Consider the following 13,905-nt stretch of genomic DNA (forward strand, 5'->3'; position numbering starts at 1 on the left):
ATGAAGCTCTCTTATAACTGAGCATTTCTGCCGGAAGCAACGCAGATCGTCTGCTACAATCGCGCCTCATTTATTGAATGGACAGCATTTTCACATGGTTTCAGAAACTAAAACCACAGAAGCGCCCGCGCTACGTCGCGCACTTAAGGCGCGTCACCTGACGATGATCGCCATTGGCGGCTCCATCGGTACGGGTCTTTTCGTTGCCTCTGGCGCAACAATTTCGGCAGCCGGCCCGGGTGGGGCACTATTCTCTTATATCCTGATTGGCCTGATGGTCTACTTCCTGATGACCAGCCTGGGTGAACTGGCGGCATACATGCCGGTGTCTGGTTCGTTTTCGACCTACGGACAAAAATACGTTGAGGAAGGCTTCGGCTTCGCGCTGGGCTGGAACTACTGGTACAACTGGGCGGTGACCATCGCCGTTGACCTCGTCGCCGCACAGCTGGTGATGACCTGGTGGTTCCCGGACACGCCAGGCTGGATCTGGAGCGCCCTGTTCCTGGCGGTCATCTTCCTGCTGAACTACATCTCCGTGCGCGGCTTTGGCGAAGCGGAATACTGGTTCTCTTTGATTAAAGTGGCAACCGTCATCATCTTTATCGTCGTCGGTGTGGCGATGATCGTTGGTATTTTCAAAGGGGCTGAACCGGCGGGCTGGAGTAACTGGACTATAGGCGATGCGCCGTTTGCCGGGGGCTTCTCGGCGATGATTGGCGTGGCGATGATTGTCGGCTTCTCCTTCCAGGGTACCGAGCTGATTGGTATCGCGGCCGGTGAATCCGAAAACCCGGAGAAGAACATTCCGCGCGCGGTGCGTCAGGTGTTCTGGCGTATCCTGCTGTTCTATGTGTTCGCGATCCTGATTATCAGCCTGATTATTCCGTATACCGACCCAAGCCTGCTGCGTAATGATGTGAAAGACATCAGCGTCAGCCCGTTCACGCTGGTCTTCCAGCACGCGGGCCTGCTCTCTGCCGCGGCGGTGATGAACGCGGTGATCCTGACGGCGGTACTGTCTGCGGGTAACTCCGGGATGTACGCCTCCACCCGCATGCTCTACACCCTGGCCTGCGACGGTAAAGCGCCGCGTATTTTCTCGAAACTGTCTCGCGGTGGCGTGCCGCGCAACGCGCTGTATGCGACCACGGTAATTGCGGGTCTCTGTTTCCTGACCTCCATGTTCGGCAATCAGACGGTCTACCTGTGGCTGCTTAACACCTCTGGTATGACGGGCTTCATTGCCTGGCTGGGCATTGCCATCAGCCACTACCGTTTCCGTCGCGGGTACGTCAAGCAGGGGCATGATCTGAATAATCTGCCGTACCGGTCAGGGTTCTTCCCGCTGGGGCCGATCTTCGCCTTCGTTCTGTGCCTGATCATTACCCTGGGTCAGAACTATGAGGCCTTCCTTGCGGACACCATTGACTGGGGCGCCGTCACGGCCACCTATATTGGCATTCCGCTGTTCCTGATCATCTGGTTTGGCTACAAACTGACGAAAGGAACACGCTTCGTTCGCTACAGTGAAATGGATTTCCCGGAACGATTTAAACAATAACCGCACTTCCTCTCTTTTAGCCCGCTCAGTTGAGCGGGCTTTTTTATGGGCAGATCAGAAGCTGTAGGTCATGCCGACGGTATAGCGACGGCCATCCAGCACGGTGTCATACGTATCGTAATCAATCTGCTTATCGAGCACGTTATACACACCGGCAGTAACCAGCAGGTTTTTGTTGGCGTTGTAGCGCATACCTACATCAACCTGAGTGTAGGACGGCGTACCCTGGGACATTGACGTGCGGCTCAGGTACTCAGACGTTTTACCGCGCAGGTTCAGACGGCTCCAGAATCCGACATCTGGCGTCGCCTGCCAGTCCAGGGTGGTGTTGAACATGTGTTTCGGCATTTTGTTCAGTGGCTTGCCGGAGAACTGGCCGCTCTTCTGCTCGGACTCCGTATAGGTGTAGTTTGCAGTCCAGTTCACATCACGCGTGATCTTCCACCCGAAGGAGGACTCCACACCGCGCATGTTGGCTTTGTCCACGTTGACGCGATCGCTGACGAAATCATAGCTGTGATCGCCAATCGTACAGGCGGGATCGGCGCTGCTGTTACAGCGGCGAACTTCCGTAATCTTGTCCTTGAAGTCGGTATTAAACAGCGTTACGCCGGCATTCAGGTTATCGTTGTTATCCCAGAGCAGGGCGAGCTCTTCGCTCAGGCTCTTCTCTGGTTTCAGATCCGGGTTGCCAACGATGATACCGTCAAGACGGCCGCCACCCGTTACCTGGCCCCAGCTGGCAGACGACTGACGCAGATCCGGCGCACGATAGCCAGCCGAAACCCCGCCTTTTAACGTCCACTGATCGGCCAGGTGCCATACGCCGTAACCGCGCGGCGTCCAGTTAGTACCGTAGTTTTGGTCTTTGTCCATACGCAGGCCGCCGGTCAACGTAAAGCTTTCCGTCATTGCCCATTCATCTTCGGCAAACAGGGCCCAGCTCCAGCGCGTCAGTTTGTTCAGGCCGTCAGCAGCTTCCAGCTGATTACCCTTGTCGCGCAGTTTCTCATAACGATACTGCCCGCCGAGGGTCAACGTATGATCGCCGAGGAAAATCTGGTTCTGGTTGTTGAAGGTGGTGTTATAGGAGCGCATTTTGCGACCTGGATTATTGGTCTCTTCCTGCTGGATATAGCTGGTGGTATTGAAGTCGTCGTAATACCCGCTGTGGGTTAACGAGTAGGTCGTGTGTTCATAGCGCGAGTCGCTTTTGGTATTTGGCGTACAGGTTGTTCCCCGGCAGGTTTCAGCCGCTTTCGACATCCCCGGGGTGCTGTTTCTGTCCTGAAGCTCGCGAGCAAAGTCGAGGTCGAAATCGTTCTTCTCGTCCGGCGTGAAGTTCAGCGTAATGCCACCGTTACGCATTTTCTGCTCGTTATAGCCGTTCACGATTTTATCTTCTGCGCGGCGTGACAACAGCCCCGTCACTTTTGCGCCCAGCAGTCCGTCGATCAGGGGACCAGAAGCGTAGGCGTTGGTCTGGAAGATATCGCCGGAATCATTGTTTTCCTGGAAGGTCGCATCGCCATGCAACGAACCGGTCCAGGCTTTAGTGTTCGAGACTTTTTTGGTAATGACGTTAATTACGCCACCCATAGCATCGGAGCCGTAAAGCGAGGACATCGGGCCGCGGATGACCTCGATGCGCTCAATGGACTCCAGCGGCGGCAGCCAGCCTTGTTCAATACCCGAGTTGTCGCTGTTGGGGCGGGTGCTTCGCGTACTGACGCGTTTGCCGTTCACCAGGAACAGGGTGTACTGAGAGGCCATGCCGCGAATACTGATATCACTGCTGCTCCCGCCGCCAGTGACGACAACGCCCGGGACGTCTCTCAGGGCATCGGTAACATCACGGTAGGCTTTATCTTCAATCTGCTGTTTTGAAATCACAGAGATGGAGGCGGGGGCATTCTGGATTTTTTGTTCAAAACCCGTCGCGGTGACGACAACGGTGTCCTGATCGGCTGCGTGAACGAAGGGGGAACATGTGGCAGCGCCAATGGCGACGGCCAGGAGCTTAATGCGCGGTATTGTCATTTGTACATTCCGTATAAAAATGAATAAAACTCCATCGGGATAACCCTGAGAACTGTATGTTTTTGTCTTGTAAGAACTCTTTGAGATGGAGAAGAGCCTGGAATTGTACAAAAGAATGTAGAATTGTAAACACAAATGATAATTGAAATCATTTGTGTTTGGGTGTCGGCGACAGAAATCAGGCTGGATTCAAGCGGATAGAAGTATGTAAAGAGGGGGAGGGGAAGACCCGGTAGGCAGGAGGCGCTACCGGGCAAAAGGCGGAACTTATCTGAACAGATGCTCCGCATGGAAGCGGAGATGATCCTCAATAAAGGACGCCATGAAGTAATAGCTGTGGTCGTATCCCGGCTGAATGCGCAGCGTTAGCGGCCAGTCCTTCTGGCGCGCGGCTTCCGCCAGCACCGCAGGCTGTAGTTGTCCGGCGAGGAACTGATCCGCATCGCCCTGATCGATAAGCATTGGGATCGCATTCACCGAATCGCTCGCCAGCATCAACGCGCAGCTGTCCCATTCCTGCCATTTTTCTGCATCTTCACCCAGATAGTGCGTAAAGGCTTTTTGCCCCCACGGCACCTGCGTTGGGTTCACAATCGGCGCAAATGCGGACACGCTGGTGTATTTCCCCGGATTTTTCAGCGCCATTATCAGCGCCCCGTGGCCCCCCATCGAATGTCCGCTTATCGCGCAGCGCTCGCTGACCGCGAACTGAGAGTGCACCAGGGCAGGCAGTTCATCGCGAATGTAGTCATACATGCGGTAATGGCTCGCCCACGGTTGTTCCGTGGCGTTGAGATAGAACCCGGCGCCTTTACCCAAATCGTATCCGGCATCGTCGGCCACGTCATCGCCACGCGGGCTGGTATCTGGCATCACCAGCGCAATGCCCAGTTCGGCGGCAATACGCTGGGCACCCGCTTTGGTGGTGAAGTTTTCGTCGTTGCAGGTCAGGCCTGAAAGCCAGTACAGCACCGGTGGATTGTCCGCAGGGGGCAGGAAAATGCTGAACGTCATAGCACAATTCAGCGTGGTGGAGTCGTGCCGCCAGCGCTGCTGTCGACCTTCAAAACAACGATGCTCTTCGAGCAGTTCCATGCAGGGCTCCTTAAAGGTAAGACGATTCATAAAACGCATAATACAGAGTTTTCATTGACCTGTGAGCAACTTTCACTTTCGCAGGACGGCGAGATGTTGCATCATAAATTTACTTTTCTTTAACAATTGGAGCGATCATGGCGCTGCGTATCGCGCTCAGCGGATTTGTGGTTCTGGTCGTGGCGATGGGGATAGGGCGCTTCGCCTTCACGCCTCAGGTGCCGCTGATGATAGCCGCCGGGCAACTCACGCTTACCAGCGCGGGGCTGGTGGCGGCAATGAACTATCTGGGCTATCTGGTGGGGGCATGGGATGCCATGCGCGCCCATCGCTTCGTTGAAACGCGTCTCTGGCTTGGCATCACCGGTGCGGTGGCGCTAACGCTGCTCTCCGCGGCGGCAGATAATGCCGTTGTTCACGGTCTGCTGCGCTTTGTGATCGGCTGCATGAGCGGCTGGTCGATGGTGCTGATTGCCGCCTGGACCAACGAGCGGCTGGGGCAGCTGGGCAAACCGGGACTCAGTGCGGCCGTCTTTGCCGGACCCGGGGCCGGCATCGCCCTGAGCGGCCTGCTGGCGGTCTATATTCAGGCGAAATCCTTGTCCGCCGGGGCGGCATGGCAAATCTACGGCGTACTGGCGCTGGTGCTGATTGTGCTGGTGGCGCGCTACCTGCCGCGGTCCGGGCAGCTCCATCGGCCCGGTACCGCGCCTGAACCGCTGCTGCTGACCGCAGATCTCAAGCGTCTGGTCTGGAGCTACAGCCTGGCAGGGTTCGGCTATATCCTCCCGGCGACCTTTTTATCGCAAATGGCGGCGGTGCGTTTTCCTGGCAGCCTGTTTGCCCAGTTTGTCTGGCCGATATTTGGCGCCGCCTCGGTGGTGGGAATTGCGCTCAGCATTGCCCTGCGGCATACATCAAGCGCTAACCGCAGGCTGGCGATTGTTCTGTGGTTACAGGGGATTGGCGTGCTGGCGGCCTGGCTGCTGCCGGGCATAGGCGGCTTGTTGACGGGTGGGCTGCTGGTGGGCGGCGGGTTCCTCTGCGCCGTGCAGCTCTCTCTTTTGTACGGTCGCGAGCTGGCGCCAGACCACACGCGTTATATGGCGGGACTGCTCACCACCGGGTATGCCATTGGTCAGCTGGTGGGTCCGGTCACGTCGGCACTGTCGACCTGGCTCACGCATCGGCTGGAACCTGCGCTGGGGCTGGCGGGGATCGCGCTGTTCGTTGGCGGAGCGTTAGTCTGGAACCGTCAGGCTGAAAGGCAACAGCAATTGCAATAATTATCGTCGTGAATACTGGATTATGTGCGTCGCCTCACGCACAATGAGCGCACACTTTTGCCACAACGAGGGCAAAAGACGCCACACCTGCAGGAGAAAAGAATGTCATCACTCAGTAAAGAAGCAGCCCTTGTCCATGAAGCGCTGGTTGCGCGCGGTCTTGAAACGCCACTGCGCCCGCCCGTGCAGGAGCTGGACAATGATACCCGCAAGAGTCTGATCGCCGGCCATATGACGGAGATCATGCAACTGCTGAATCTCGATCTGAGCGACGACAGCCTGATGGAGACGCCGCACCGCATCGCGAAGATGTACGTCGACGAAATTTTCTCCGGCCTGGATTACGCGAACTTCCCGAAAATCACCGTCATTGAAAATAAGATGAAGGTCGATGAGATGGTGACGGTACGCGATATCACGCTGACCAGCACCTGCGAGCATCACTTTGTGACCATCGATGGTAAAGCGACGGTGGCCTATATTCCAAAAGATACGGTCATTGGCCTGTCCAAGATCAACCGCATCGTGCAGTTTTTTGCCCAGCGTCCGCAGGTGCAGGAGCGTCTGACGCAGCAGATCCTGACCGCACTGCAAACTCTGTTGGGTACTAACAACGTGGCGGTGTCTATCGACGCGGTGCACTACTGCGTGAAGGCGCGCGGCGTGCGTGATGCAACCAGCGCAACCACCACCACTTCGCTGGGCGGCCTGTTCAAATCGAGCCAGAACACCCGCCAGGAGTTCCTGCGCGCCGTGCGTCACCACAACTAATCAGACAGGGCAGGGACCATGGAGCGAAACGTCACGCTCGATTTTGTTCGCGGCGTCGCCATTCTCGGTATCCTGCTGCTGAATATCAGTGCCTTCGGTCTGCCGAAGGCCGCCTATCTGAATCCTGCGTGGTATGGCGACATCACGCGCAGCGACGCCTGGACGTGGGCAATCCTCGATCTCTTTGCACAGGTTAAATTCCTGACCCTCTTTGCGCTTCTGTTTGGCGCGGGACTTCAGCTTCTCCTCAAACGCGGTACGCGCTGGATCCAGTCGCGTTTAACGCTGCTGGTTATCCTCGGTTTTATTCACGGGCTGCTGTTCTGGGACGGCGATATTCTGCTCGCGTATGGTCTGGTGGGGCTGATTTGCTGGCGGCTGATCCGCGACGCGCCCGGTGTGAAAAGCCTGTTTAATACCGGCGTGATGCTCTATGTCATGGGACTGGCCGTGTTATTGCTGCTTGGCATGATTGCCGATGCTTCCACCAGTCGTTCATGGATCCCGGATGCGGCCAACCTGCAATATGAGCAGTTCTGGAAGCTGAAAGGCGGCTTGGAAGCGATAGGCAACCGGGCCGATATGCTCGGCGATAATCTGCTGGCGCTGGGCGCGCAATACGGCTGGCAGCTGGCGGGGATGATGCTGATGGGCGCAGCCCTGATGCGCACCGGCTGGCTGAAAGGGGAATTTAGCCTGCGACACTATCGTCGTACGGGAGCAGGGCTGGTGCTGCTCGGCGTGATCATCAACCTCCCGGCGGTGATGATGCAGTGGCATCTTCAGTGGGATTACCGCTGGTGTGCATTCCTGTTGCAGGTGCCGCGCGAACTGAGCGCGCCGTTCCAGACTATTGGCTATGCGGCGCTGATCTACGGCTTCTGGCCCCAGCTTTCCCGCCTGTGGATCGTCAGTGCGGTGGCCTGCGTTGGGCGGATGGCGTTAAGCAATTACATCCTGCAAACGCTGATATGCACCACGCTTTTCTACCGATTCGGCCTGTTTATGAAATTCGACCGCCTGACGCTGCTGGCGTTTGTTATTCCGGTCTGGATTGTTAACGTGGTGTTTTCGGTTGTCTGGCTGCGTTTTTTCCGCCAGGGCCCGCTGGAATGGGCATGGCGACGGTTAACCGCCCGTGCTTCGGGCGTGTCATTGCGTAATACATCCAGATAACGATCTGGATCACAATCATTAACAAAACGGATGTAAGCGTTTTCATCTGTGTGAGCTTCTTCACGTAGTCTCCTCTCTCTCGCTGCCAGAATAGCCACCTTGCTAAACACAGGGGGTGTCTGTGAGTTGCTGCAATCCTTTAAAGGGTGGTGAATATGATCACCATTCGTGACGTCGCCCGCCAGGCGGGTGTTTCTGTTGCTACTGTCTCCCGCGTGCTGAACAACAGTGCGCTGGTCAGCCCTGAAACGCGTGAAACCGTAATGAAAGCCGTGACCCAGCTGGGGTACCGGCCAAACGCTAATGCCCAGGCGCTGGCGACGCAGGTCAGCGATACCATTGGCGTAGTGGTGATGGACGTGTCGGACGCCTTCTTCGGCGCGCTGGTCAAAGCGGTGGACGTCGTTGCCCAGCAGCACCAGAAATATGTGCTGATTGGCAACAGCTATCACGAGGCTGAAAAAGAGCGTTATGCCATTGAGGTACTGATCCGCCAGCGCTGTAACGCCCTGATTGTGCACTCTAAAGCCCTGAGCGATGAAGAGCTGGCCGGGTTTATGGAGCAGATCCCCGGCATGGTGCTGATCAACCGTATCGTCCCCGGCTACGCGCACCGCTGCGTCGGTCTGGATAACATCAGCGGCGCGATGATGGCGACGCGGATGCTCATCAGCAACGGCCATCAGCGCATTGGTTATCTGGCCTCCAGCCACGGTATTGAAGACGACATGATGCGCCGCGAGGGCTGGCAAAACGCCCTGAAAGAGCAGGGCATTGCGCCGCTGGAAAGCTGGGTAGGTACCGGTTCGCCGGACATGCAGGGCGGTGAAGCGGCAATGGTGGAACTGCTGGGGCGTAATCTTCAGCTGACGGCCGTGTTTGCCTATAACGACAGCATGGCGGCAGGTGCGCTTACCGCGCTGAAAGACAACGGCATTGCGGTGCCGCAGCATTTATCGCTGATCGGCTTTGACGATATCCCGATTGCCCGTTACACCGATCCGCAGCTGACAACGGTGCGTTACCCCATTGCGTCGATGGCGAAACTGGCGACAGAGCTGGCGTTACAGGGGGCGGCAGGGCTGTTAGATCCTGAAGCAACGCATTGTTTTATGCCGACTTTAGTTCGCCGCCATTCGGTCGCTATCCGACAAACTGTGGCTCCGATCACTAACTGATAACATCACGTGATGTAACCGTTTTCAATCTGTGAGTAAATTCACAGTATCTTAACAAGCCGCTGTCTATGATGTCAGCGTTTTAGGGGCTGAAACACAATGTAACGGTGATTATTCACTTTTACCGTTACCAGCATGCCTCAAACAACGAATAAAACGCATTTCTGGAGCGTTACCGAACACGGAAGCTGGACATTTTATAAGTGAACTTCGGCGATCAGTAACGTTTTATTAACTTCTGCCCGCCGACCGTTTTTCACAAGAACTACCCTGCATAAAAAAAACCGGAGATACCATGAATAAGAAGGTGTTGACTCTGTCTGCTGTCATGGCAAGCATGCTTTTTGGCGCAGCAGCGCACGCAGCGGATACCCGTATTGGCGTGACTATCTATAAATACGACGACAACTTCATGTCCGTTGTGCGTAAAGCAATTGAAAAAGATGCTAAATCAGCGCCAGACGTGCAGCTGCTGATGAATGACTCCCAGAATGACCAGTCCAAACAGAACGATCAGATTGACGTTCTTCTGGCAAAAGGCGTGAAAGCGCTGGCTATTAACCTGGTTGACCCAGCGGCGGCAGGCACGGTGATCGAGAAAGCGCGCGGCCAGAACGTGCCAATTGTCTTCTTCAACAAAGAACCTTCCCGTAAGGCGCTGGACAGCTACGACAAAGCGTATTACGTGGGTACCGACTCCAAAGAGTCCGGGATTATCCAGGGCGATCTGATTGCGAAACACTGGGCGGCGAACCCGAACTGGGATCTGAACAAAGATGGTCAGATTCAGTTCGTTCTGCTGAAAGGCGAACCGGGCCATCCGGATGCTGAAGCACGTACCACCTACGTTATTAAAGAGCTGAACGACAAGGGCCTGAAAACCCAGCAGCTGGCGTTAGACACCGCAATGTGGGACACCGCTCAGGCGAAAGATAAGATGGACGCGTGGCTGTCTGGCCCGAACGCCAACAAAATTGAAGTGGTCATCGCCAACAACGATGCGATGGCAATGGGTGCGGTAGAAGCGCTGAAAGCCCACAACAAATCCGCCATTCCTGTATTCGGTGTGGATGCCCTGCCAGAAGCGCTGGCGCTGGTGAAATCTGGCGCTATGGCCGGTACCGTGCTGAACGATGCCAACAACCAGGCGAAAGCCACCTTCGATCTGGCGAAAAACCTGGCCGACGGTAAAGGCGCCGCTGACGGGACTAACTGGAAAATTGACAACAAAATCGTTCGCGTTCCTTACGTGGGCGTAGACCAGTCCAACCTGGCTGAGTTTATCGGTAAATAAGTTATCTGCATTGTCTTCACTGGGCGCAATTCGTTGCGCCCTTTTATAACGCGATATGCGAGGCCAACAAGGTATAATTATGGTCAGCACAACTACTCAGTCGTCCGGTGAATACTTGTTGGAAATGACCGGTGTCAACAAGTCATTCCCCGGTGTTAAGGCGCTCGATAATGTTAATTTAAAAGTTCGTCCACACTCTATTCATGCGTTAATGGGTGAAAACGGTGCGGGTAAATCAACATTATTAAAATGCCTCTTTGGGATCTATCAAAAAGATTCTGGCAGCATTCTTTTTCAGGGAAAAGAGATCGACTTCCATTCAGCGAAAGAAGCGCTGGAGAACGGTATCTCGATGGTACACCAGGAATTAAACCTGGTTCTGCAACGTTCAGTTATGGATAATATGTGGTTGGGTCGTTATCCAACCAAAGGTGTCTTTGTCGATCAGGATAAAATGTATCGCGACACCAAAGCCATTTTTGATGAGCTGGATATTGATATCGACCCGCGCGCACGCGTCGGGACATTATCCGTTTCCCAGATGCAGATGATCGAAATTGCCAAAGCGTTCTCCTATGATGCGAAAATCGTGATCATGGATGAACCGACATCGTCATTAACGGAAAAAGAGGTTAACCACCTTTTTACCATTATTCGTAAGCTGAAAGATCGCGGCTGCGGCATTGTCTATATCTCACATAAAATGGAAGAGATCTTCCAGCTGTGCGATGAAATCACCATCCTGCGCGACGGCCAGTGGATCGCCACCCAGCCGCTGGAAGGGCTGGATATGGACAAGATCATCGCCATGATGGTTGGCCGTTCTCTGAACCAGCGCTTCCCGGATAAAGAAAACAAGCCAGGCGAAGTGATTCTGGAGGTGCGTAACCTGACCTCGCTGCGTCAGCCGTCTATCCGCGATGTCTCTTTCGATCTGCACAAGGGGGAGATCCTTGGCATCGCAGGGCTGGTGGGCGCCAAGCGCACCGATATCGTGGAAACCCTGTTTGGTATCCGTGAGAAAGCCGAAGGCACCATTACGCTGCACGGTAAGAAGATCAACAACCACAACGCCAACGAAGCCATTAATAATGGCTTTGCGCTGGTGACGGAAGAGCGTCGTTCCACCGGTATTTACGCTTATCTGGATATTAACTTTAACTCGTTAATTTCTAATATTCGCAATTATAAAAATAAAGTCGGGCTGCTGGATAATTCCCGCATGAAGAGCGATACCCAGTGGGTGATTGACTCCATGCGCGTGAAAACGCCGGGCCACCGCACGCAAATTGGCTCACTCTCGGGAGGGAACCAGCAGAAAGTCATTATTGGTCGCTGGCTATTAACCCAGCCTGAAATTCTGATGCTGGATGAACCTACGCGCGGTATCGACGTGGGTGCAAAATTTGAGATTTACCAGCTGATCGCCGAGCTGGCGAAAAAAGATAAAGGGATCATTATTATTTCTTCCGAAATGCCGGAATTGTTAGGGATCACAGACCGTATTCTGGTTATGAGCAATGGTCTCGTTGCCGGTATTGTTGAAACCAAAACGACAACGCAAAACGAAATTTTGCGTCTTGCGTCTTTGCACCTTTAAGATCAGGGGCTCCTCATGAGTGCGTTAAATAAAAAAAGTTTTCTCACTTATCTGAAAGAAGGCGGTATTTACGTTGTTCTTTTAGTCTTGCTGGCGATTATTATTTTCCAGGACCCTACGTTCTTAAGTCTGCTGAACTTGAGTAACATTCTGACCCAGTCTTCCGTACGTATTATTATCGCGCTTGGCGTGGCGGGACTTATCGTTACCCAGGGGACTGACCTTTCGGCAGGGCGCCAGGTGGGTCTGGCGGCGGTCATTGCGGCAACCCTGTTGCAGTCGATGGAAAACGCCAACAAGGTGTTCCCGGAGATGGCGACCATGCCGATTTTCGTGGTGATCCTGATCGTGTGCGCCATCGGCGCGGTAATTGGCCTGATTAACGGCATCATCATTGCTTACCTGAACGTGACGCCATTCATCACCACGCTTGGCACGATGATCATCGTTTATGGTATCAACTCCCTGTACTACGATTTCGTCGGCGCGTCTCCAATCTCTGGCTTCGACAGCGGCTTCTCGACCTTCACGCAGGGGTTTGTTGCGCTGGGCAGCTTCCGTCTCTCCTACATCACCTTCTATGCGCTGATTGCGGTGGCGTTCGTCTGGATCCTGTGGAACAAAACCCGCTTCGGTAAAAACATCTTTGCTATCGGCGGTAACCCTGAAGCGGCGAAAGTGTCCGGGGTCAACGTGGCTCTGAACCTGCTGATGATTTACGCCCTGTCCGGGGTCTTCTACGCCTTCGGCGGGATGCTGGAAGCGGGCCGTATCGGCTCTGCAACCAACAACCTCGGCTTTATGTACGAACTGGATGCGATTGCAGCCTGCGTGGTTGGCGGCGTCTCCTTCAGCGGCGGCGTGGGGACCGTGCTGGGCGTGGTGACCGGTGTGATCATCTTCACCGTTATCAACTACGGCCTGACCTACATCGGCGTGAACCCCTACTGGCAGTACATCATCAAGGGCGCCATCATCATCTTCGCGGTTGCGCTGGATTCACTGAAGTACGCGCGTAAGAAGTAAGATCTTCAGAATGAAAAGGCCCGCTCACGTAGCGGGCCTTTTTTTGCCCGGTGGCGCGACGCTTACCGGGCCTACAAAATCGCGATCGTAGGTCGGGTAAGGCGAAGCCGCCACAGGACAAAAGTTATTACTTCTTCTGAATTTCCAGCAACTGCTCTGGCGTTACCGCCGGGTAACCCTGTGCATTCTCCGGCACTTCGTGCATCGTTGGGATCGGCACCAGCGGGCCTAAAAAGCGCGGTTCACGTTTGAATAAGTACAGGTCAGCCAGCGCGCCAAAACGAGCGCCAAACTCACGTACGCGCACGCTCAGCATATCCTTTGGCGATGGCACCGCATAACACTGCGCCTGAATGCCCATATGCAGGGCGATAAACAGCGCCCGCTCGCAGTGGAAACGCTGGGTAATGATGATGAAATCATTGGTGTCGAACACCTTGCGGGTACGCACGATGGAATCAAGCGTGCGGAATCCGGCATAGTCGAGCACGATATCGGCCGGGTCGACGCCTGCGGCAATCAGATCTTTGCGCATCGTCACCGGCTCGTTATAGCTTTGCAGCGCGTTATCGCCGCTCAGCAGCAGATAGTTCACCTTGCCGCTGTTATAGGCGTTCAGCGCGCCCTGAATACGATACCGGTAATACTGATTTATGACGCCAGTGCGGTAATACTTGGCGGTGCCAAGCACCACACCAACCTGACGGTAGGGGAGATCCTGTAGGTCATCAAAAATGTAGGGGGCTGTTTTCCAGCTCATCCAGCGGTCGAGACCCAGCACGATCAACAGCAGTATGCCGACCAGGACAGACAGGCTGTAAAACACGCGCTTTAACATGCAGATGGCTCGTACCGATGATGAAATTTCCCTCAGG

The 13,905-nt window shown here is 54.8% G+C and carries 11 protein-coding genes; 8 read left to right on the forward strand and 3 right to left on the reverse strand.

All coding sequences use genetic code 11. The features are described from left to right. Positions 1–94 precede the first annotated feature (94 nt). Complete coding sequence (locus ACOTY5_RS17340) at positions 95–1,564, forward strand: amino acid permease (RefSeq protein ID WP_006811308.1); 1,470 nt, start codon at positions 95–97, stop codon at positions 1,562–1,564. A 54-nt stretch (positions 1,565–1,618) separates the two neighbouring features. Here the strand turns inward: ACOTY5_RS17340 and ACOTY5_RS17345 are convergent, their stop codons facing one another. Next, entirely contained in the window at positions 1,619–3,604 is a 1,986-nt protein-coding gene (locus ACOTY5_RS17345) for a ligand-gated channel protein (protein ID WP_015572315.1), read from the reverse strand. 267 nt (positions 3,605–3,871) lie between these two features. Further along, positions 3,872–4,699 carry an S-formylglutathione hydrolase gene (fghA, locus tag ACOTY5_RS17350; RefSeq protein ID WP_017383386.1) on the reverse strand — a complete coding sequence of 276 codons (828 nt, stop codon included), beginning with the start codon at positions 4,697–4,699 and terminating at the stop codon, positions 3,872–3,874. A 137-nt stretch (positions 4,700–4,836) separates the two neighbouring features. Between fghA and ACOTY5_RS17355 the strand changes: the two genes are divergently transcribed. The 7 genes from ACOTY5_RS17355 (at position 4,837) to mglC (ending at position 13,030) form a co-directional block, all read left to right on the forward strand. Then, positions 4,837–5,985, forward strand: a complete 1,149-nt coding sequence (locus ACOTY5_RS17355; RefSeq protein WP_017383385.1) for a YbfB/YjiJ family MFS transporter — start codon at positions 4,837–4,839, stop codon at positions 5,983–5,985. Between the two features lie 102 nt (positions 5,986–6,087). Further along, entirely contained in the window at positions 6,088–6,756 is a 669-nt protein-coding gene (folE, locus tag ACOTY5_RS17360) for a GTP cyclohydrolase I FolE (protein WP_015572317.1), read from the forward strand. A gap of 18 nt (positions 6,757–6,774) precedes the next feature. Continuing rightward, positions 6,775–7,932, forward strand: coding sequence for a DUF418 domain-containing protein YeiB (yeiB, locus tag ACOTY5_RS17365; protein ID WP_045141694.1), 1,158 nt, complete (start codon positions 6,775–6,777; stop codon positions 7,930–7,932). Positions 7,933–8,087: 155 nt separating this feature from the next. Continuing rightward, on the forward strand, positions 8,088–9,110 hold the full coding sequence (gene galS, locus ACOTY5_RS17370) for an HTH-type transcriptional regulator GalS (RefSeq protein WP_045141693.1): 1,023 nt from the start codon (positions 8,088–8,090) through the stop codon (positions 9,108–9,110). 295 nt (positions 9,111–9,405) lie between these two features. Next, positions 9,406–10,404, forward strand: coding sequence for a galactose/glucose ABC transporter substrate-binding protein MglB (mglB, locus tag ACOTY5_RS17375; RefSeq protein WP_017383382.1), 999 nt, complete (start codon positions 9,406–9,408; stop codon positions 10,402–10,404). A 79-nt stretch (positions 10,405–10,483) separates the two neighbouring features. After that, positions 10,484–12,004, forward strand: coding sequence for a galactose/methyl galactoside ABC transporter ATP-binding protein MglA (mglA, locus tag ACOTY5_RS17380; RefSeq protein ID WP_003859320.1), 1,521 nt, complete (start codon positions 10,484–10,486; stop codon positions 12,002–12,004). Positions 12,005–12,019: 15 nt separating this feature from the next. Then, on the forward strand, positions 12,020–13,030 hold the full coding sequence (gene mglC, locus ACOTY5_RS17385; RefSeq protein ID WP_003859318.1) for a galactose/methyl galactoside ABC transporter permease MglC: 1,011 nt from the start codon (positions 12,020–12,022) through the stop codon (positions 13,028–13,030). A gap of 127 nt (positions 13,031–13,157) precedes the next feature. Here mglC and sanA read toward each other — a convergent pair whose 3' ends face one another. After that, complete coding sequence (gene sanA / locus ACOTY5_RS17390; RefSeq protein WP_017383381.1) at positions 13,158–13,868, reverse strand: outer membrane permeability protein SanA; 711 nt, start codon at positions 13,866–13,868, stop codon at positions 13,158–13,160. Between the last annotated feature and the right edge of the window lie 37 nt (positions 13,869–13,905).

It is taken from the genome of Enterobacter cloacae complex sp. SHL018, assembly GCF_049237905.1.
Lineage (GTDB): Bacteria > Pseudomonadota > Gammaproteobacteria > Enterobacterales > Enterobacteriaceae > Enterobacter > Enterobacter hormaechei_C.